The sequence below is a fragment of the Streptomyces desertarenae genome (assembly GCF_042681365.1).
Taxonomy (GTDB): Bacteria; Actinomycetota; Actinomycetes; order Streptomycetales; family Streptomycetaceae; genus Streptomyces; species Streptomyces desertarenae.
In genome coordinates this window covers 77,415-97,263 of the sequence record NZ_JBHUFU010000016.1, presented here as the reverse complement: position 1 = coordinate 97,263, position 19,849 = coordinate 77,415, and the positions used below count along the sequence as shown (strand labels likewise).

Annotated in this window: 16 protein-coding genes; 12 read left to right on the top strand and 4 right to left on the bottom strand. The window is 70.4% G+C overall.

From position 1 onward, the window contains the following. Window positions 1-27 precede the first annotated feature (27 nt). The 4 genes from ACFSJS_RS23340 to ACFSJS_RS23325 all read left to right on the top strand — a co-directional run bounded on the left by ACFSJS_RS23340 (window position 28) and on the right by ACFSJS_RS23325 (window position 8,392). Complete coding sequence (locus ACFSJS_RS23340) at window positions 28-2,994, top strand: DEAD/DEAH box helicase (protein WP_380903581.1); 2,967 nt, start codon at window positions 28-30, stop codon at window positions 2,992-2,994. Beyond that, window positions 2,994-7,157, top strand: coding sequence for an Eco57I restriction-modification methylase domain-containing protein (locus tag ACFSJS_RS23335; protein WP_380903579.1), 4,164 nt, complete (start codon window positions 2,994-2,996; stop codon window positions 7,155-7,157). The genes ACFSJS_RS23340 and ACFSJS_RS23335 overlap by 1 nt, the downstream gene beginning before the upstream one ends. 219 nt (window positions 7,158-7,376) lie before the next feature. Beyond that, on the top strand, window positions 7,377-7,748 hold the full coding sequence (locus ACFSJS_RS23330) for a hypothetical protein (protein ID WP_380903577.1): 372 nt from the start codon (window positions 7,377-7,379) through the stop codon (window positions 7,746-7,748). Window positions 7,749-7,855: 107 nt separating this feature from the next. After that, entirely contained in the window at window positions 7,856-8,392 is a 537-nt protein-coding gene (locus ACFSJS_RS23325; RefSeq protein WP_380903576.1) for a hypothetical protein, read from the top strand. Window positions 8,393-8,762: 370 nt separating this feature from the next. Here ACFSJS_RS23325 and ACFSJS_RS23320 read toward each other — a convergent pair whose 3' ends face one another. Together ACFSJS_RS23320 and ACFSJS_RS23315 are read right to left on the bottom strand one after the other, a co-directional pair. Then, complete coding sequence (locus ACFSJS_RS23320; protein WP_380903574.1) at window positions 8,763-8,954, bottom strand: DUF397 domain-containing protein; 192 nt, start codon at window positions 8,952-8,954, stop codon at window positions 8,763-8,765. Beyond that, window positions 8,951-9,928, bottom strand: a complete 978-nt coding sequence (locus ACFSJS_RS23315; RefSeq protein ID WP_380903572.1) for a helix-turn-helix domain-containing protein — start codon at window positions 9,926-9,928, stop codon at window positions 8,951-8,953. The genes ACFSJS_RS23320 and ACFSJS_RS23315 overlap by 4 nt, the downstream gene beginning before the upstream one ends. Before the next feature lie 528 nt (window positions 9,929-10,456). On the opposite strand from ACFSJS_RS23315, the gene ACFSJS_RS28060 reads away from it, so the two are divergent. From ACFSJS_RS28060 to ACFSJS_RS23275, 8 genes are all read left to right on the top strand, one after another. After that, a complete protein-coding gene (locus tag ACFSJS_RS28060) occupies window positions 10,457-10,753 on the top strand; it encodes a hypothetical protein (RefSeq protein WP_465269800.1) in 297 nt (98 codons plus the stop codon). Between the two features lie 460 nt (window positions 10,754-11,213). Beyond that, entirely contained in the window at window positions 11,214-11,585 is a 372-nt protein-coding gene (locus tag ACFSJS_RS23305; protein WP_380903568.1) for a beta/gamma crystallin domain-containing protein, read from the top strand. 9 nt (window positions 11,586-11,594) lie between these two features. Continuing rightward, on the top strand, window positions 11,595-11,903 hold the full coding sequence (locus ACFSJS_RS23300) for a GNAT family N-acetyltransferase (RefSeq protein ID WP_380903566.1): 309 nt from the start codon (window positions 11,595-11,597) through the stop codon (window positions 11,901-11,903). Between the two features lie 391 nt (window positions 11,904-12,294). Next, the gene (locus ACFSJS_RS23295) at window positions 12,295-12,798 is read left to right on the top strand and encodes an ATP-binding protein (RefSeq protein ID WP_380903564.1); all 504 of its coding nucleotides are present in this window, start codon (window positions 12,295-12,297) and stop codon (window positions 12,796-12,798) included. Between the two features lie 110 nt (window positions 12,799-12,908). After that, window positions 12,909-14,783 (top strand): hypothetical protein, encoded by a 1,875-nt coding sequence (locus tag ACFSJS_RS23290; RefSeq protein ID WP_380903562.1) that lies wholly within the window; start codon window positions 12,909-12,911, stop codon window positions 14,781-14,783. After that, entirely contained in the window at window positions 14,780-15,064 is a 285-nt protein-coding gene (locus ACFSJS_RS23285) for a hypothetical protein (protein WP_380903560.1), read from the top strand. The genes ACFSJS_RS23290 and ACFSJS_RS23285 overlap by 4 nt, the downstream gene beginning before the upstream one ends. Then, on the top strand, window positions 15,061-15,705 hold the full coding sequence (locus ACFSJS_RS23280; protein WP_380903558.1) for a nucleotide exchange factor GrpE: 645 nt from the start codon (window positions 15,061-15,063) through the stop codon (window positions 15,703-15,705). Before ACFSJS_RS23285 ends, ACFSJS_RS23280 begins: the two co-directional genes overlap by 4 nt. Window positions 15,706-15,875: 170 nt before the next feature. Next, a complete protein-coding gene (locus tag ACFSJS_RS23275; protein ID WP_380903556.1) occupies window positions 15,876-18,374 on the top strand; it encodes an Hsp70 family protein in 2,499 nt (832 codons plus the stop codon). Between the two features lie 220 nt (window positions 18,375-18,594). Here ACFSJS_RS23275 and ACFSJS_RS23270 read toward each other — a convergent pair whose 3' ends face one another. Both ACFSJS_RS23270 and ACFSJS_RS23265 read right to left on the bottom strand, forming a co-directional pair. Beyond that, window positions 18,595-18,744: a hypothetical protein gene (locus ACFSJS_RS23270; RefSeq protein ID WP_380903554.1), complete on the bottom strand. Its 150-nt coding sequence runs from the start codon at window positions 18,742-18,744 to the stop codon at window positions 18,595-18,597. A 273-nt stretch (window positions 18,745-19,017) separates the two neighbouring features. Next, entirely contained in the window at window positions 19,018-19,755 is a 738-nt protein-coding gene (locus ACFSJS_RS23265; RefSeq protein ID WP_380903552.1) for a helix-turn-helix domain-containing protein, read from the bottom strand. Window positions 19,756-19,849: the final 94 nt, after the last annotated feature.

Sequence of the window (19,849 nt, the reverse complement as noted above, 5' to 3'; positions counted from 1 at the left end):
CTCGATCCCGAGGAACCGATACATCTCATGAGTCCCACGTACACGGCCGGCTCGCTGGTCGCCGCCCGCGGACGCGAATGGGTGGTGCTGCCCGAGAGCGCCCCCGACATGCTGGTGCTGCGTCCCCTGGGGGGAAGCGAGGACGACATCGCGGCCGTCTTCCCCTCCTTCGAGGAGGTGCGCCCGGCCGAGTTCGCGCCGCCGAGCCCGGACGACCTGGGTGACCAGCGCGCCGCCGGTCTGCTGCGCACGGCGCTGCGCATCGGCTTCCGGTCGGGCGCGGGCCCGTTCCGCTCGCTGGCGTCGATCGCCGTGGAGCCACGTGCCTACCAGCTGGTGCCGCTGCTGATGGCGCTGCGGCAGCGCACCGTGCGGCTGCTGATCTCGGACGACGTCGGCATCGGCAAGACGGTCGAGGCGGGCCTGATCGCCAAGGAGCTGCTGGCGCAGGGCGAGGCGTCCCGATTGGCGGTGCTGTGCTCCCCGGCGCTGGCCGAGCAGTGGCAGGGCGAACTGCGGGAGAAGTTCGGCATCGACGCCGAACTGGTGCTGGCCTCCACGGTGTCGCGTCTGGAGCGCGGCCTGGAGCTGGGCCAGTCCCTGTTCGACAAGCACCCGTTCACGATCATCTCCACGGACTTCATCAAGTCCACCCGCCACCGCGAGGACTTCGTCCGCCACTGCCCCGACCTGGTGATCGTCGACGAGGCCCACACCTGCGTCGCCGCCGACGACGCCACGCAGGGCGGCGCGTCCTCCGCCACGAACCAGCTCCGCTACGAGTTGCTGCGCAAGGTCTCCGCCGACGCCGACCGCCACCTGCTGCTGCTGACGGCCACCCCGCACTCCGGCAAGGAGTCCGCGTTCCGCAACCTGCTGGGCCTGGTGCGGCCCGAGCTGGCGACGCTGGACCTGGAGACGGCCGCCGGGCGGGCGAAGCTCGCCGAGCACTTCGTGGCCCGCAAGCGCGCCGATGTGCGCGACTACCTCACCCGCGAGGACGGGCTGGCCGACGACTCCCTGGCCGAGCGCACCGCCTTCCCGTCGGACCGCTGGACCAAGGACGAGCCCTACCGGCTCACCCCCGCCTACCGGGCGCTGCTGGACGACGCCATCGCCTACGCCAAGGACCGGGTCGAGGCGGCCGGCGAGCAGGGCCGTCGGGAGGCCCGTATCGCCTGGTGGTCGGTGATCGCGCTGCTGCGTTCGATGGTCTCCTCCCCGGCAGCCGCCGCGCAGACCCTGAGGACCCGCTCGGAGTCCGCCGCCGCCCGCACCGCGCACGAGGCTGACGTGCTGGGCGCCCCGGTGGCCGCCGACTCCGCCGAGAACGACCGCCTGGAGGGCATGGACGTCGCGCCCGGCGCCGCCGAGACCGACGACGCGGGCGCCCGGCTGCTGGAACTGGCCGAGCGTGCCGAGCAGTTGACCGGCCCGGCCGAGGACGCGAAGCTCAAGGCCCTCACCCGGCACCTCAAGGATCTGATCACCAAGGGTTACAACCCGATCGTCTTCTGCCGCTACATCCCCACCGCCGAGTACCTCGCCGACCAGCTCGACGGCAAACTCGGCAAGAAGACGAAGATCGCCGCCGTCACCGGCACCCTCTCCCCGCAGCAGCGCATCGAGCGCATCGAGCAACTCGCCGCCGAGTCCGCGGAGTCCGGCGACCCGGCCGTGCGCCGGGTGCTGATCGCCACCGACTGCCTGTCCGAGGGCGTCAACCTCCAGCACCACTTCGACGCCGTCGTCCACTACGACCTGGCCTGGAACCCCACCCGCCACGACCAGCGCGAGGGCCGCGTCGACCGCTACGGCCAGCGGCGCGACCAGGTCCGCGTCATCACCATGTACGGCGAGGACAACGGCATCGACGGCAAGGTGCTGGAGGTGCTGTTCAAGAAGCACCGGCAGATCAAGAAGGACCTGGGCATCTCCGTCTCCGTCCCCGACGAGACCGCCTCCGGCGTCACCGACGCCGTGGTGGAGTGGCTGCTGCTGCACGGGCGGCAGGGCAGCCAGGAGAGCCTGTTCGACCTGCCCGGCCACCAGGAGTCCTTCGAGCGCGTCGAGCGCGAGTGGACCTCGGCCGCCGAGCGGGAGAAGACCTCCCGCTCCAAGTACGCCCAGCGCGCCATCCACCCCGAGGAGGTGGCCCGCGAGGTCGCCGCCGTACGGGCCGCGCTCGGCGGCGCCGGGGAGGTCCGCGAGTTCGCCCTGGAGGCGCTGCGCGACCTGGACGCCCTGGTGCGCGATCCGCGCGACGGCAGCGGCGACTTCACCGCCCAGGTCGGCGGCACCCCGGCGGGCCTGCGCGACGCGCTCGCCGCGACGCTGGGCGGTCGGCTGGTGGAGGAGGACCGCGAGATCCCCTTCCGCTCCTCCCCCGCCGTCGCCCGCGGCGAGGTCGCCCTGGTCCGCACCGACCCGGCGATCGGCGCCGTCGCCTCCTACGTCCTGGACTCCGCCCTGGACGTGAACGCCCTCGGCCCCCGCCCGGCCCGCCGCTGCGGCGTGGTCACCACCGACGCGGTCACCGTCCGCACCACGCTGCTGCTGGTGCGCTACCGCTTCCACCTCACCCTGCCCTCCCGCACCGGCGAGCGGCAGCTGGTGGCCGAGGACGCCCGCCTGCTGGCCTACGAGGGCCTGCCGCAGCGCGCCCGCTGGCTGGACGACGACGCGGCCGCCGCCCTCCTGACCGCCCGCGCCACCGCCAACACCCACGAGCAGCGGGCCCGCAACCAGATCACCCGCGACCTGGACGCCCTGCCGGAGCTGGCCGGTCACCTGGCCGAGTACGGCAGGCACCTGGCCGCCGAACTCGACGCCTCCCACCGCCGCGTGCGCAAGGCCAACGAGGAGATCGTCCGCGGCCTGAAGGTCGTGCCCCAGGAGCCCGCCGACGTGCTGGGCGTGTACGTCTACCTGCCGCCCGCCGCCCCTGCCGTCTCCTCTGCCGCCGCCTCTACCGCCTCCGGAGCCGAAGCCTGATGTCCGCCGCCGCCACCCGCACCGCCCTGGCCTTCACCGCCGTCACCACGGTCGGCGGACTGCTCCCCGCCGACATGCTGCTGCGCATCGCCGAGGCGCGGAACCTGCCGGGCACCAAGTCCGCCGACTACGGCCTGCCCGCATCCATCCCCGTGCGCGACGAGGCCGAGCGCGCCTGGGAGTACCTCAAGCCGCTCTGGCGCGAGCTGCGCGCCGCCCTGCCCTCCGACCCGGTCACGGGCGCGCCCGCCGCCGACCCCACCGGCCGGGCCGGCACCGACTGGCTCTCCCAGCTCTTCCGCAAGCTGGACTTCGGCGCGCTCACCGAGATCGGCACGGCGGGCGTCGCCGCCGACTCCGACCCCGACAGGCGCTTCCCCGTCTCCCACCGCCACGGCCCGGCCCTGGTCCACCTCATCCCCTGGAACCAGGAGCTGGACAAGCGCCCGGCGGCCGGGCAGGTCCCGCCGCAGTCCATGCTCCAGGACTGCCTCAACCGCACCGAGGCCCACCTGTGGGCCGTCCTCACCAACGGCCGCCGCCTGCGCCTGCTGCGCGACTCCTCGTCCTTCGCCACCGCCGCCTACGTCGACTTCGACCTGGAGGCGATCTTCGACGGCGAGCTGTTCAGCGAGTTCGTGCTGCTGTACTGCGTGCTGCACGCCTCCCGCTTCGAGGTCCCCGAGGGCGCGGCGCCCTCGGGGTGCTGGCTGGAGAAGTGGCGCACGGTCGCCATCGAGTCCGGCAGCCGGGCGCTGGACCACTTCCGCGACGGCGTCCAGGCCGCCCTGACCGTCCTCGGCACCGGATTCCTCAGCCACCCGCACAACAACGAGCTCCGCGAACGCCTGGACGTCCACGCCTTCCAGACGGCGCTGCTGCGGCTCGTCTACCGCATGATCTTCCTCTTCGTCGCCGAGGACCGCGGTGCCCTGCTGGATCCCGAGGCGGACGAGCGGACCCGCGAGCGCTTCACCCGCTACTTCTCGACCGCCCGCCTGCGCCGCCACGCCCTGCGCCGCCTGGGCACCGCCCACGACGACCAGTACCGGGCCCTTGAGCTGCTGATCGAGGCACTTGGCTCCGAGGAGGGCCGCCCCGAACTGGGCTTGAAGGGCCTCGGCGGCCTCTTCAACGACGACCCCGCCGACGATCCCCTGCGCGGTGCGCGGCTGTCCAACCGCCATCTGTTCGAGGCCGTCAAGCATCTGGCGCGCGTGCGCGACACGGGTTCGGCCCGCTGGCGTCCCGTCGACTACCAGCACATGGGAGCCGAGGAGCTGGGCTCGGTGTACGAGGCGCTGCTGGAGCTGGTGCCCAAGCACAGCGCCGCCGACCGCACCTTCGAACTGGTCGACCGCATCGGCAACGACCGTAAGAAGACCGGCAGTTACTACACCCCGACCCCGCTCACCGAGACTCTCCTCGACTCGACGCTGGATCCGGTGATAGACGACGCCGTCAAGCGCGGGGAGCAGCGCGCGAGCGCCGAGGGTCGCCCCGATCCCGCCGACACGATCGTCGAGGAACTCCTCTCCCTCACGGTCTGCGACCCCGCCTGCGGGTCGGGCCACTTCCTCGTGGCGGCTGCCCGCCGCATCGCCAAGCGTGTGGCGTCGGTGCGCGAGCGCAACCCCGAGCCCACGGCCGAGTCCGTACGCCACGCCCTCCACGAGGTCGTCGCACGCTGCGTGTACGGCGTGGACCTCAACCCGATGGCCGTAGAGCTGGCCAAGGTGTCGCTGTGGTTGGAGGCGATGGAGCCGGGCAAGCCTCTCAGCTTCCTGGACGCGCACATCAAACACGGCAACGGTCTGATCGGCGCGACCCCGGCTCTGATGCGGGACGGCATCCCGGACAGGGCGTTCAAGAAGGCCGAAGGCGACGACGACGCCTGGGCGCGGCAGTTGCTCAACCGCAACGCCCTGGAGCGCGAGGGCCAGGGCGGCCTGTTCGAGGTCGAGACGGAGACGAAGGTCGCCAACGCCTCCTTCGCCCGCGGGCTGCGCCGGATCACCGCATCTCCGGCCGACAGCCTCACCGACGTCCGCCGCATGGAGGCCGCCTACCGCGACTGGGCGACCTCGGCCGAGTACCTGCACGCCCTGCACCTGGCGGACGCCTGGTGCGCGGCCTTCGTCTGGGTCAAGCGCGAGGACGCGCCGCCGGCCGTCACACACAAGGTGTTCCGGGGCTTGGAGGACCCCGAGGGCGACTCGGCACCACAGTCGACGCACGACGAGATCGTGCGCCTGCGCGACCAATACGCCTTCTTCCACTGGCACCTGGAGTTCCCCGAGATTTTCACGGTTCCGGAGGGCGGCGACGCCTCGACAACCACCAACTCGGTCAACCCCGCAACAGGCTGGGCCGGTGGGTTCTCGTGCGTGGTGGGCAACCCGCCGTGGGACAAGGTCGACTTCGAGGACAAGAAGTATTTCAGCGTGGTCGCCCCCGAGATCGCGGAAATCTCCGGCACGGCCCGCCGTACCCGCATCGCCGAGTGGGAACGGGAAAACCCGGGGGCCGGGAAGCGGTACCGCCAGGCGCGACGTGCGGTCAAGGGAACGTTCCACTTCGCAGGAGACTCGGGAGTGTTCCCGCTGTGCGCGAAGGGGCTGACGGTCAAGGGCGTCAACTCCCTCCAGACGGATACGCTGTTCGCCGAGCGGATGGCGAACGTGGTCGCACCCGAGGGGCGGTTCGGCTTGATTCTGCCGACAGCGATTGCGACAGGCGCTGGCTCCCAGCACCTGTTCGCGGACTTCACCCAGCGGGGAGCTCTGGCTTCGCTGTACGACTTTGAGAACAAGCGCCCCAAGTCGCCCGCGCTGCCTAAGGGCGGCAAGTGGTTCGAGAGTGTGCACTCCAGCTACAAGTTCTGTCTGCTCTCCCTCACCGGCCGGGCCACACACGCGGACGCCAGTCGTATTGGTTTCTTCCTGTCCGACATCACGGATCTGGAGGACCCGAACCGGGTGTTCGCCCTGGACCCCGAGGACCTGGCTCGGATCAACCCGAACACAGGCACCCTTCCCGTGTTCCGAACGCAGCGCGACGCAGACATCACGGCCGACGTGTATCGGCGCATTCCGGTGTTGTGGAACGACGGGCGCCGTGACGGCAACCCGTGGGGCATGGCTTTCAAAAACCTTTTCAACATGACCGATGACTCCGACCTTTTCCGCAGCCGTGAGCTGTTGGAGGCCGAGGGGTGGAAGCTGTGTGGCAACGTCTTCGAGCGCGGCGGGGAGCGGATGCTGCCACTGTATGAGGGCAAGATGGCTCACCTCTTCGACCACCGCTGGAACTCGTACACCGGTACTGGCAATGAAGACCGCCGTCGCATCAGCGCCTCGGAGAAGGCAAATCCTGCGGCATGCGCTGATCCTCGATACTGGATCCTCGAAAACGGCCCCATCCCCACGGTTCGCCGGGGCAAAGACACCGAGGAGCGCGGCGTCAATGAGCGTCTCACCGAAGTGCACTGGACACATGGCTGGCTGCTGGGCTGGCGCGATGTGTGCCGTGCAACGGATGAGCGCACCGCTATCCCGGCCTTCCTCCCGCGCACGGCCGTCGGCCACAAATTCCCTCTGATGATGCCTTGTGTGACACCTCGGCTGGTGGCGGCGTTGATCGCCACTCAGTCCTCTCTCGTATTCGACTTCGTCAGTCGTCAGAAGATCGGCAGCACGAGCATGGGGCTCTTCATCTGGAAGCAGCTTCCAGTTCCTGCCCCCGCCACTCTTGAGCCACACCTCCCCTTCCTCCTTCCCCGAGTCCTCGAACTCGTCTACACCGCTTACGACATGACCCCGCTCGCCCGCGATCTGGGCGACGGGGGCAACCCGTTCCAGTGGGACGAGGAACGTCGCGCCCAGCTCCGCGCCGAGCTGGACGCGTACTTCTTCCACCTCTACGGGATCTCCCGGGAGGACACCGACTACATCCTGGAGTCCTTCCAGTCGGAGTCGGGTGGCCTGAAGAACAACGAGATCGCCAAGTTCGGTGAGTACCGCACCAAGCGGCTGGTTCTCGCCGAGTACGACCGGATGGCCAGCACTGGTCTGACGCTGGATAACCCGCTCACCGAGGGTGAGTCCGGCACGTACCGCTCCACCCTCACACCGCCCCCCGGCCAGGGGCCCCGGCACGGTTGATCCGCCGCCCCCGGGTGGTCGCAGGCGCGGCCACCCAGGGGCGACTGACCTCACGCAAGGAACCAGCACCACGTGGTACGTCGAAGCCAGACCAGCAACCCGCGCTCAACCGTCGTCCTGACCTCGGGCACGGGCTGGGGTACCCGTGCTGCGTCCCAGCGGCGCAGCAGCGGAGCCGAGTCCCCTATGCCCCGCCGGCAGCCCGCGAAAATCAAAGCCTTGCAGCAGACCATCGAGGTGGCCCGCACGGCAATCAACAAAAAGCGCTGGCCGCAGGCACGTTACGCGCTTAGCAGGGCGTGGGCCCTCGTCAATGCCCTTCCCGCCAACCTGACCACTCAGGAACGCGAGCAGCTCTCGCAGCTCCGCAAGAAGTACGCGGCGCGTGACACGCCGGCCGCGAGGAACGGCAAGAAGCCGCAGCCGAAGCCCACCACACGTGCGGGCGGTAAGAAATCGGCCACGAAGACCACTGCGAAGAAGTCCACGGCGAAGGCCGCACAAAAACCGAAGCCAGCTCCCGTTCACGACCTCGGCAATCGCTACATCAACCGCGCGGCCCTCGGATACGCGCCGACCGACAAGGCGTAAGGCGTGGCCATGTCCCAGGTAACAGAGGCAAGCTCGGCACGTACCGCTCCTCCCTGCCTCACCTCCGGTCAAGCCTCCATCGACCGACCTGACAGAAAACGTGATACGTGACCTACGAAATATCGGACACCCAGATCGCCTCGTTCATCTCCCACGGTCCCGCCGCCATCGAGGCGTATCTGGAGTCAAAAGACTGGAAGCGGAACCGTGGTTATGGCCCGCGTAATATCTGGTACCGGCAGGAGGTGGCCTGGGACCTGTGTCCGTACTGCGATGATCCGGGCAGTGCACCCCGAGAGGACCCGTACTGCCCTTTGCACGATGATGCCGCCTGGGCTCTCGTGTGGCCTTGCTCAGACGGGACAACGGATCATGACGTTTTGCACACGCTATGCTCTGTGGAAGATCGCGGACCGGAAGAAATCATCCATGCGCTGAGCCTGCGCGACCATGACGAGATTTGGGCAAGGTGCAGCACCTCGCTCTGGCCGGAAATCCGAAGTGTCGATTCTGCCATCAACTTCTTCTTGTCACTCGACCACGTGCTTGCGTCGGCTGCGGGGCGTAACACCACAGCCGACTCCGAAAGTTCGTATGCAATCAGCGAGCATCCGTACACAGCCGAGCTGGTCTCCGAGAACTAGGTGCTGTTCAGGTTTCCCCACAGGGAGCCGCCGACGCACGATGGTTCACCCGCCGCAAGCCGACAAGCGGCACAGCGCCTCTACTCGGCTGCATGCGGCCAGATGCGCTCCTCCGATCGCAGCACTCATGTGGCGAGAAGGTATGCAACCGGCGAGTGGACCACAGTGGAGGTGGTGGGGCCCGAAGATCTGCCCCCGCCGACTCCCCTCGAAGCTGATGTCGGCTCGCTCATCCACCAATTCGGCTTGACTACATGGACGTTCGATGAGGCGCTTCCATCGTGGCGTCCTACGTTCCCCTCGTGAGCCGCACGGGGTGTGCCGTCCGCCGCCGGGGAGGCCCGGTGGCGGATGGCGCGCCCGAAGTCGCTCAGCGTTCCGACGCGAAGCGCACGAACCGGGTCCAGCCCTCGCGGCCGACTGTGAAGGCGGGGCGGGTCAGGTCCTTGGAGTCCCGTACGTGGACGGCCTGTTCGGCGATCGCGACCTCCACGCAGTCGTCCCCCTGGGTGCCGCTGTAGCTGGACTTGAACCAGGTGAGTTCCGTCGTACCGCTGCTCATAGCTCTCCTCGGAGTCGCTCCAGCAGGTCCCGGGATTCCTTGGGGTTGAGGGCCTGCGAGCGCAGTGTTTCATAGCGCCGGCAGAGCAGGCTGATCTCTTTCCGGTCCGAGATGAGCCGCCCGTTCTGCTGCCCCTCGGAGTACCCGAGCCACCGTCCCTCCGTCGTCTCCAGGATCCGCACCGGCCCGTCCAGGCAGCCGTGGAACTCCAGCCACAGCGGCACGACCTGGAACGTCACGTTGCGCGGTGCGGTGAGTTCGAGCACGTGGTCCAGCATGCTCGCCTGCACCTGCGGTCCGCCCAGCCCGCGCCGGAGAACCGCCTCCTCCACGATGAAGCTGAACGGGGCGGTCGGCCGCTCCCGCATCATCCTCTGTCGGTCCATTCGTGCGGCGACCTGGGCTTCCGCCTGCTCGTCGGTCAGCAGCGGGATGCTGTTGTCGAACACCGCGCGCGCATACGCCTCGGACTGCAACAGCCCCGGCACCAGTCGGCACTCGTAGGTGGACAGGCTCACCGCCTTCCGCTCCAGCCGTGCCCACTGCCGGAACCACGCGGCGAGGCCCACCTCGCCGCGCGTGAGGTGGCGGGTGGCCTTGCGCAGGGCGCCGGTGTTGCCGAGGGCGAGCTCTGCGCGTTCCACGAACGCCTGGTCCGGCATACGGCGGCCCAGTTCCACCGACGCCACCGTGTGCTTGGAGTACCGCACCCAGGTGCCGAGTTCGGCGCGGCTGAGGCCCGCGTGCTCGCGCAGGGCCTGGACGACCGCGCCGAAGGTGCGCATGCTGTCCGAGGGATGCGGCTCCCGGTCCCACTCCCGCTCCGGGCCCGAGCGCTCCTCGTCGCCCGCGGCCTCCCGCGCGGTCTCGTCCCCGTCGCCGGTCCCGGCTCCGGCCTCGTCGTCGGCCTCGTGCCCGGCCCTGACTTCGAACCCGACCTCGGCCCCGACCCCGGCCCTGTCGACGTTGTCCATCCGCCGCCCTCTCCGCCTGCTCCGTGCTGCGTACCCGGACCGCAACGGCTACCGAAAGCGCCTGCGGCCACCACTCAGCGTGACGGAACACTTCCCGCACCGTCCACCGAAGTGCTCGTACACTCACCTCGCGTACGCGATCCCGCACTCGTTCACGCCTCCCGCGCGCCTCCGCCCCGCCCCGCACGCCCCGGGCAACACCGCAGCCCGGACCGCTCTCCGCCGACGACGAGGCGTCGCACCCCCGGTGTGGGATCTCGGCTTGCGTGACCGGATCTCACGACCGATGGCCACTCGACGGCCGGTCGGCCACCACTCCGGGACGGGGCGGCCGAAGCCTTCACCCCTGGGGTCGGCGAAGTGCCCAGTCGCGGTCGCCCGGCGTCGGCTCGGTGCGCCAACGAGTCCGTAAGACCCCGTCGTCATCGGGCATGACGGCAGTGCACAGAGGCACGCGCTCACCCGCGCACACGGACAGGAGCGCGGCGGCACGAGCACGAGGCAGCCGGTTGTGGCTCAGCGGAGTGCTTGGGCAACACGCCGCCTGAGGCGTTCGTCGTGAAAGCCCTCGGTCACGCGCCAGGCGGCGTCACCGACCTCTTCTGTCTGCAGTTCGCCGACTCCGGCTGTGGCGCGGGAGAGGAAGCGGAAGTCGATGTCCCGGTGGGTGGGCTCGCTCTTGGCGGGGTTGGCGTCGATGGAGTGGATGTCGACATGGAGTGGGGTCTCGCCGTGCGGGGTGACGACGTGGGGCGGGATGCCTGTCTCCTCGGTGAGTTCGCGGCCGGCGCCTGCAGGAACGTCTCGCCCGAGGGCTCGAGATGACCGCCGTTGGGAACAGTTCGCATGTCTCGGCCTTCCTCCTGTCTCACTGGCACCCAGGTGGAAGCGTCTGAACGATCCACTGCGAACCACGCGGCAACTGAACCGGTTTCGTGCGCCGGTAGAACAGGAGGTGACACCGCTATGTCACGGTGTCACCTCCTGTTCTACCGGCGCACGGAAAGAGCTCGGTATCTGTGCTTATCATCGACGGGGACCTGCCGTCGGCAGCCGACTCACTCGCCGACGGCGCGCAGTTGGCCGTAGGTGTAACAGCTGCGGCAGAACCGGCCCGTGCAACGGGAAGGCACCAAACCCGCGCACTGTTCCCGGCCGACACAGCACCGCACCAGGATGGAAACGCAGAAGGCCGACCCTCACGCCCGACCGGACAGTTGCCTCATCGTTCGGAAGCAACCTGACTCACGCAGCGTGGCCCCAATCCTCAAGGAGACATCACACCGTGCCCACCACCAGGAAGACCGCCCGGAGCCTGTTCGCTGTAGCGTTACTGGCCGCGGGCTTCAGCGTTACAGCTCCGACGAATGCCGCGTACGCCATGAATCAGACACCTTGCACCAGTGGCGACTTGCTGCACGTATGGGGCCATTATGATCGTCCGCTCATTGTCGGCCCTTCCGGGCCCTTCGAATTCTGCGCCGCCAACGCGGGAACCATGCGGCTCGGAGCCGGCGCCTGGGTGGACAAGATTTCCACTGGGAACAACGACATCCAGATGAACGACGCCAACGGCGCCACCATCAGGATCAGTCGCTGGAACATCGTGACCTACCCCAACCGGCCGCCGAACATCACATCCATTCAGATTTTCTGAGATGCCGGCATGTCCAGCGGCGGCGCGCTCGGGATCGTCGCCTGGCGCCGGACCAGCGCGGGGCGCACACCGTACCGGAACGTCGGCGCGCAACTGCGGCCCGGGGCGCGCGGCCGGGGCATCGGCACCGCCGCGCAGCGCCTCCCCGTCGACTACCTGTTCGCGCACTTTCCCGTCGTACGGCTCGAAGCGGACACCGAGACCGGTGACGTCGCCGAGCAACGATCCCTGGAGAAGGCCGGGTTCACCCGCGAAGGCGTGATGCGCGCCGTGGGTTCCGCGACGGGCCGTGGCGGGACGCGGTGCGGGACGCGGTGATACGAGGGGACACCGCGCGGCCGGGCACGGCCGAAGGGCCGGAGTCCGGCCGCGCGTGACCACCCCCGCCCGGTCCTGTCGCCCGGGCGGGTTCTCGTCGCGCCTCAGGGCCGGGCGGCGCGTTGCCGGACGCGCGGTACGGATTCGTGCACCAACTGCGCGGTATCGAGGGCATCCGGGCCATGGACGAGGGGCCGACCGGGCCCCGGCGACGACGACCGGGGACGCCGTGTTCCGGGCCTGGAACGCGATGGACACCGAAGGCGCTCACGATCACCGGCCGGCGTGACGGAACACTTCCGTACCGTCCACCCGAAGTGCTCGTACACGGGCTCCGCGTACACGGTCACGCACTCGTTCACGCCCCCGCGCGACCCCCACCCTGACCCGCATGAACCGAGCAACACCGCAGGCCGGACCGGCCGTCGCCGTCTTCACGCAACTGCTGTCCTCCACGCGGCGCGGAGCCCGTCTGGCCCGGCTCCTGACCGTGGCCGAACTGCTCTCCTGGGAGGTGCCGCACGACCTCGCCGAGCGCGTCGAACTCGTCGTCGCCGAGCTGGCCGCCAACGCCGTCCTCCACGGCCACGTGCCCGGCCGCTGCTTCCGGCTGGCGCTCACCCACGACCGGGCGGCCGGTCGCCTGGTCGTCGAAGTGACCGACGCCCGTGGAGAGTCGAAGCTGCGCCCTCCCGCGCCGGACGCCGGGCCGGATGTCGGCACCGAGGCCGAGCCGCTCCGCACCGGTGGGCGCGGCCTGACGCTCGTCGCCGCCCTCGCCGACCGCTGGGAGTGCGTCCCCCACCCGCCCGGCGGCAAGACCGTCCGGGCCGAACTCGCCACGTCCGCCCCGCGAACGAGCCGAACCGGGCAGGATGACGACGAGACGCGGTAGCCCTTTTCGCGTATCGCGCCCCGGCCTGGAGAGGCTTCACATCAAGCTCCATTCCCCACTCCGGCGGCGCGTTGATGCCGTCAACAGACTTGTCTATGGTGGCTTTTGTCATGCGGGGGGATCAGGGGGCGGGGGCCGTGGGGGTGGACGACACCGGTGAACCCGGCCGGACCGTCACGGCCGACCATCTGCTGACCGATGCCGAACGCGCCTTCTCACACGCCGATTTCGACATCGTACGACCACTCCTGCAGCGCTTCCACGATGAGTTCGGCACCCCCGAGGCCGACGACGCCGCGGTACGGTACGCCGTGCTCCGCGCAGCGCTGGCCGCGCGGGTCGGGAAATGGCCGGAGGCGGTCCGGCGGTTCCCCGACGGCGAGCTGGAGCCGGCGGCGACGGGGGTCGTGCACGCTCTTGCCGTGAGTGCCCTCCGCAGACTGGGAGAAGAGGGCGGCCGGCACGCCGACCACGGCACCGCGGCGCTGGCGATCGTGCTGTGGGCACACCTCCTGGACGAAGGGGACCCGGGCGACTTCCGCGCGCTGCTCACCGAGCGGCGTGGCTCTTCCGTGTCCGACGAGCTCTGGGAGGGGGCCCGCCGGCAGCTGATCGGGCGTATCACCGACCTGCTGCACGTCCTGGACGTCCGGGCGGGCCGGGACGTTCTCGCCGCCTGGGAGACGGCCTGGGAGGCCGAGCGCGCCGTCTTTGCGGTCGTCCTCTCGGGGGCCGGGCCCGACGGCCTGGTTCCGCTCGGGGACGCCGCCCGGTATCTGGTGGGCCACGGCCGCCACGACGCCCTCCTCGATGCCTACACCGCGCGCCATCCCGACCCCGCCACGTGGACCGCGGAATCGCCCGACCACAGCGATTGCGCCGACGCTCTCGCCCGGGCCCTCGTGGAACGGGCCCAGAGCCGGGTACGGGCCGGAAAGTGGAGTGAAGCGCTCACCGACCTCGGCGCGGCGGCGCGGCTCGGACGCACCTTCGGCGCCGAGGAACGGGCGGCTGTCCTGCGCGCGGGAAGGAACGTCGGGCGGAGCCGCACCGGGCGCGACTACTCCCCCATCACACGTATCCAGGGCCTGGAGTCGGCCCACGCGCTGCTGCCCGAGGACAGGGCGTTGGCGGCCGAGCTCACCGCCGAACTGGTGCGGCAGGGCCGGAAAGTCTTCGGCAGCGACCCCCGGCAGAGCAGGAACCGCTTCGCGCGGGCCCTGGCCGTCTCGCCCGGTGACCGGGACGCCCGGTGCGGCCTGGACGACCATCTGAGGGCGGACCTGCGCCAGGTGCTCGACGGGGCGCGGCCCGGGGAGAAGATCCGCGTGGACGCGGTACGGGACCTGCTGCGGCGCGATCCGGGCTGTGCACCGGCCCGGGAGTGGCTGGGGGGGCACTACGCCGAGCAGGCCGTGGCCGCCGCGTCCGGCGGACGTACGGCAGCGGCGCGGTCCGCCGTGCGCGACATGATCCGGTACAGCGACCTCGACGAGGACCTGTACTGGGAGGAAGAGGAGGAGGAACTCGTCGACAGCGTGCTCGTCGACCTCCTGCTCGACGCGGCCCGGCTCGCCGGAGCCGAGAGCACGCGCGCCGGATTGGAACGCCGCGTCGACCTGCTGAGCGCGGCTGCCGGTGTCGCGGACCCGGCCCCCGGTCACGTCAGGGAGGAGCACGAGGCGGCGGTGCTCGACCTCGCCGAACACCTTGAGGCCAAGGCGCCACCGTCGGACGTCATCGAGCTGTTCCTGCGGGACCTGATACGGACCGGTGTCAGCGCGCGCTTCGACCGGACCGTGGAAACCGCCTATCTGCGCCGCGCCGCGATGCGCGAGAGGAAGGGCGACCACGGCGGGGCGCAGCGCGACCGCGCACACGCGCAACGGATCGGTGCCGGACTGCCGGACCAGGGCCTGCTGTTCGGCCCTTCCCCTCGCAGCCGCCACCTTCACCACGACTCCGGACAGGAAGCCCTCTTTTGACCACCGGGAAAACCACCTCGCACACCGAAGACACCGAAGCGCCCCCGATCCCCTGGTTCGGCCCGACACTCCACGAACTCGTTCCCGGCAGCCCGCCGGGCACCCGGCCCCTGGTCCTCCGCAGGAAGGTGGGGCAGGCCCTCTCCGAGGCGCAGCGGGATCCGGACCGGTGTGAACGCATCCGCCGGGCCGACCATGAATCCCGCAACGCCGTCGCCGCCCTCGTCGCCGAAATGCTCACCCCGCCTCTGCCCCGCCGCGACACCGAGGAACTCCCGTGAACGGTTCCGCTCCGGCCACCCCCGCCGGTCCGCCGTCCGAACTCGACAAGCTGCGGCGCAGGGTCGAGGCGCTGTCCCGCAAACGTGACGAGGCCGAGGCTCGGCTGCACGCCCTGCTGGGCTCCCTGCTGCCGCTGGACGATCTGCTGGCCGACACGCGTCGCCGGGCCGGCGCCCTGCACGAGGTGCGGTCCGCCCGCGAGGCGACCTCGGCCGCCGTCGCGCTGAGCGAGCAGATCGAGGCGGCACACCTGATGTTGCGCGGCGAGTTCGCCCGGTACGACGTCAGCCCGATGGACGCGGTGGGCAAAGCCGTCGATCCGGCGGACATGCGCGTCGTCGGGACACAAGCCCACCCCTCCGCCCCGGACGGGACGGTCCTGAGGGAGAAAGTCACCGGCTTCCGTCTGGGCACATCCACCCTGCGGCCCGCGCAGGTGGTCATCGCGGTGCCGGGCTCCGCTCCGGAGTCCGAGTCGGCCCCGGCCGTCGAGGACGCTCCGGGTCGGGAGGCGTCCCGGACGACCTCGGCCGGTGGCAGGCGGGCGCAGCCGCGGCGTACCACGCGCTCCCAGCGACGCCTGCCACGCAAACCCTCGGCCGGGCGGGGACGTCGCCCTCGCCGCTCCCGTCGCGCCTGACTCCGTGGCCGCACTCCACCGGCGCCCTCGTCCGCGACGCACCCGGCGTGCCGCGGGCCTCCGGCGGTCCCCGCCCGGCCCCGGCCTGGCACCGCAGCCCTCGCATCGCGTCCACGCCACATCGTCCACGCCCTCACCGACACCTCACGACCATCGGGAAGCAACCTTCCATGCATCGCACTCTCGGCATCGATCTCGGCACCACCAACTCCGTCACGGCCTGGCTGGACGACGGCGTCCCCGTCGTCCTGCCCAACCGGCACGGCGACCAGGCCACCCCCTCGGCTCTCGGGATCGACTCCCGCGGTGCCCTGCTGGCCGGACGCGAAGCCGTTCACTGGCGTGCCGCGGCACCCGGTTCCGTGGTCACGGAGGTCAAGCGGCTGATCGGGCGGCGCTGGGACGACGAACTCGTGCAGCAGGCGCTCACCACGCGGCCCGACAATGCGCCGCCCGTCCGGGCGGGCGCCGGCGGCTCGGTCGAGATCCGGCTCGGCGAGCACTACCTCTCACCGGTACAGGTCTCCGCCATCCTGCTGCGCCGGCTCAAGGAGGACGCCGAGAGCGCCGCGGGGGTGCCGTTCCGGCGTGCGGTGATCACGGTGCCGGCGTACTTCGCCGAACCGCAGATCGACGCGGTACGCGAGGCGGGGCGGCTGGCCGGCTTCCATGTGGCGCGGATCGTGCCGGAGCCGACCGCCGCCGCGCACGCCTTCGGTGTCAGGGCGGGCGAGGACGGCACCAAGGACTACGCCACCGTGCTCGTCTTCGATCTGGGCGGCGGCACCTTCGACGTGTCGCTGCTGACGATCGGTCCGGCCTATTTCGCGGTGGACAGGTTGAGCGGGGACAACCTCCTCGGCGGCGCCGACTTCGACGCGCTGCTCGACGACCACCTGCATGAACGGCTCGGCGAGCGCGACCACAGTGGTGAACTGGACGCCTTCCGGATCCGGGCCGCCGCCGAGCGCGCGAAGATCGAACTGTCCTCGCAGGATGTCTCCGAGGTGGTCCTCGCTCCGCTCGGCCGCCGGGGCGGGTCCTGGTCCGGGACGGTGCGGCGCACAGTCTTCGAAGGGCTCCTCAGCGAGCATCTGCGCCGGATGCGGGAGACGGTCGAGTCGATGCTGAAGGAGGGCGACGCGCTGCCCGAGGACGTTCAGCGGGTCCTCCTGGTCGGCGGTTCCACCCACATTCCGGCCGTCCGGCGCATCCTCGAAGAGATCTTCGGCGCCGACAAGGTGGCGCACTCGGTGGATCCCATGATGGCCGTCGCCCACGGCGCCGCCGTGGAGGCCGGCCTCCTCGGCACCCTCGACTGCCCCGCCGAGACCTGCACCGTCGAGGGCATTCCCGCCACCGCCGACGCCTGTCCGGGCTGTACCGCTCCGTTGCTCGGCACGGCCACGGTGGACTGCCCGGTCTGTCATGTTCCCGCCCCCGAGCTCACCGCCGTCTGTCCTGTGTGCGCCACAGACCTGTCCGGACTGCGCGCGGCCACTCCGGTGGCCGCCCACACCGAGTGCCCGGAATGCGGCCGAACCGACAACCCGGCCTCCGCGACCCTGTGCCTGGACTGCGACGCGCCGCTGGAGGCGGGCGGCCTGAAGTGCCCCGACTGCGCAATGGTCAACGCCGCCGGCCTCAGCACCTGCTCGTTCTGCGACGGCGCCTTCGGCACCGCCCCCGCCGAACAGGTCACAGCTCAGCCCATCGGGCTCGAACTCTCCGACGGCACCGTGGAGGTCCTCTTCCCCGACAGCACGCCCTACCCGACCGAATGGCGGCGGGTGGACGACCTCGTGGTGCGCGACAGCGGCGGATCGGTGCGGTTCAACATCTGGGAGGGGCCGCACCTGCGCTCGGCGCAGCGCAACGAGTTCTGCGGCGGCTTCGTCCACGAGCGCACCGACGGACTCCGGGGGGAGGTACCGCTCACCGTCCTGGCACGACTCGACGCCGACCGGACCATCGACCTGAAGTACCGCGTCGACTCCGGCGACTGGTACAAGGCCCGGCTACGGCGCGTCATGATCTCCCCCGCCGTGGGCCGGAAGGCGGCCGAGCTCCACGCCCGCTACACGGATTTCCTGGACACCTGGAAGCAGGAGATCACCCCCGCCGAGCAGGACGCGCTCACCGAGATCACGGCGGACCTGGCGGCTCTGGGCAGGGGGGAGGCCGTGGGCCGTTCCTTGGACGGGTTGCTGGACTCGGCCCGCGACACCCTGGAGTTGTGCGCGCGGGCCCGAGATGCCTCCGCCCGGGCGTCGGTCGCCGCCCGGGGCGGGCGCGGACTGCTGCCGCCGGCGCTCCTGGAGGAACTGCGGGACGCGGCGGAGGCGGTCAGGGACGCACGTGGCGCCATGGACACCGACGCGATGCGAGCTGCCACAGAGCGGGCCGAGGACCTGTGGACCGGGCTCGATCCGGCGGTCCGCGTCTCGATCCTCGCCATCCGCTTCGCCGAACAGGACTCCTATCCGGCAACCCTCCGCAGGGAGGTCCTGGCCGCCCGCGACGCCCTGCGCGACGCTGTGGAACGCGGCGACCAGGCCGCCCAGGACACCCAGCTCGTGCGCCTCGGACGCCTCTACGAACAAGGCCGTGACCAGTTCGCGGAGGTGAGCACCCCCGCCGCCGGGAGCGTACTGCCGTCCAGGCGGTGACAGGCTGCCGGAGCCGGTGCGGTGCAGGGCCCGTCCAAGCCTGCACCGCACGCCCCGGAGGACCTCGTTTCCTCTGGCCCACTCGTTCGGCCCTTCCTGCCGGCCACCGGGCCGCCTCCCCCGCCTGGCGGCACGACCGTCCGTGCTGTGCACCCGGCACCGGTCGGAGCGTGACACGGCTCACCCCCGCCCCGTCGCGGGCGTCACCCCGGTAGCCTGCTCACCTGCGGTAGCACCAGAGCTGCCGCAACCGCAGGACCTCCATCGCCCGATGGACGTCGAGTTCCACGTCGGGAACGGGCTTCCGGCCGAGGCCGAGACGCACCTGGCGGTAGAGCCGGTGCGGCGAGACGTCGGATGCGTTGACCAAAACGGACAGGAGCGGCTCGTCAGCCGGTGTGTCCCGGTCCGCCGCCAAGAGGGCGGAACGGATTCTGGCATGCCCGCATCGACTTCACTACATGCCCTGAGTGTGAAAGGTTCCAGGCAGGACAGAAGTTGAGGCGTTCGGAAGTTGCTCATCATGCGCCGCTTCCTGCGTTGAACGCAGGCTGCGGCATGCAAGGACCAGCCACGCCCTGTCCGCACCCGGCATCAGCTACACAGGGTGGTATCCCTCGCTGAGACGGCCGTGCCTCCGGAATCAGAAGAGATTGGATGTCCTGCCGAAGTCGTTGGAGGAAGGTTTCAGCCTCTCGACGGCCCGTGGCAAGTCAGGGCGCGCCGATTCTTCAGGTAGGCGATGCCGTGCTCGACGCGGATGCGCCGCGAGGAATGCGCCGTGCGCTGCCGCTGGTCCATCTTCCCGTACCAGTCCGGAGCGCTCCTCTTGGCCTTGCGGTGTGATGGGGTGACCACGCGCCCGCCGCTCTGCGCGCCCAGTCCCTGGTAGCCGGCGCCGGCGGAGCTCCACGGCCGCCCCGTCGGCCAGGAACTTGACCAGATCCAGTTGGCGGCGTGGGTGGTGTCCGCGCAGCTGCCGGGTCGGACTGCAGCACAGCACGCGGCCGCCGTCGTCGGTGACGGCCATGGGCTTGACGGCGTTCCGCTTGCTCGTGCCGGAGATGAACGCCTCCCGGTCTCTGCGTCCGGCGGCCGGGCGCCGGACTCGGATCTCGATGCTGTCGATAATTCCGGTTTTACTGTTGGCACCCAGGCGGTCGATGACCGCGGCCAGGGTGCGCAACCGCACGCCCGGTGCGACGGTGCAGCCGCGCTCCGCGAGCAGGATCCGCACCTCACCGACTGCGCGGGTGATGGTGGAACGGTCCACGCCGAACCAGCAGGCCGACACGTCGTGCGTGGTCCCGTAGTACAGATGGACGAGGGTGGCCAGGAGCCGGTCGACGGACACCAGCCGGTGCTTCGCGCCAGCACCCACGGCCGCTTCCGCGGCCGGGAGGTGAGCTTGGCCTGGTGCCGCTCATGCCACAGTGGCCCCGGCTCGGCTACGAGTTCAGCGATCACACCGGCTG

Excerpts from the sequence above, each read along its gene's own strand:
- ACFSJS_RS23340 (WP_380903581.1), top strand. The coding sequence starts at position 28 with ATGAGTCCCACGTACACGGCCGGCTCGCTGGTCGCCGCCCGCGGACGC.
- ACFSJS_RS23335 (WP_380903579.1), top strand. The coding sequence starts at position 2,994 with ATGTCCGCCGCCGCCACCCGCACCGCCCTGGCCTTCACCGCCGTCACC.
- ACFSJS_RS23320 (WP_380903574.1), bottom strand. The coding sequence starts at position 8,954 with ATGAGCAGCGGTACGACGGAACTCACCTGGTTCAAGTCCAGCTACAGC.
- ACFSJS_RS23315 (WP_380903572.1), bottom strand. The coding sequence starts at position 9,928 with ATGGACAACGTCGACAGGGCCGGGGTCGGGGCCGAGGTCGGGTTCGAA.
- ACFSJS_RS23300 (WP_380903566.1), top strand. The coding sequence starts at position 11,595 with ATGTCCAGCGGCGGCGCGCTCGGGATCGTCGCCTGGCGCCGGACCAGC.
- ACFSJS_RS23295 (WP_380903564.1), top strand. The coding sequence starts at position 12,295 with ATGAACCGAGCAACACCGCAGGCCGGACCGGCCGTCGCCGTCTTCACG.
- ACFSJS_RS23290 (WP_380903562.1), top strand. The coding sequence starts at position 12,909 with ATGCGGGGGGATCAGGGGGCGGGGGCCGTGGGGGTGGACGACACCGGT.
- ACFSJS_RS23275 (WP_380903556.1), top strand. The coding sequence starts at position 15,876 with ATGCATCGCACTCTCGGCATCGATCTCGGCACCACCAACTCCGTCACG.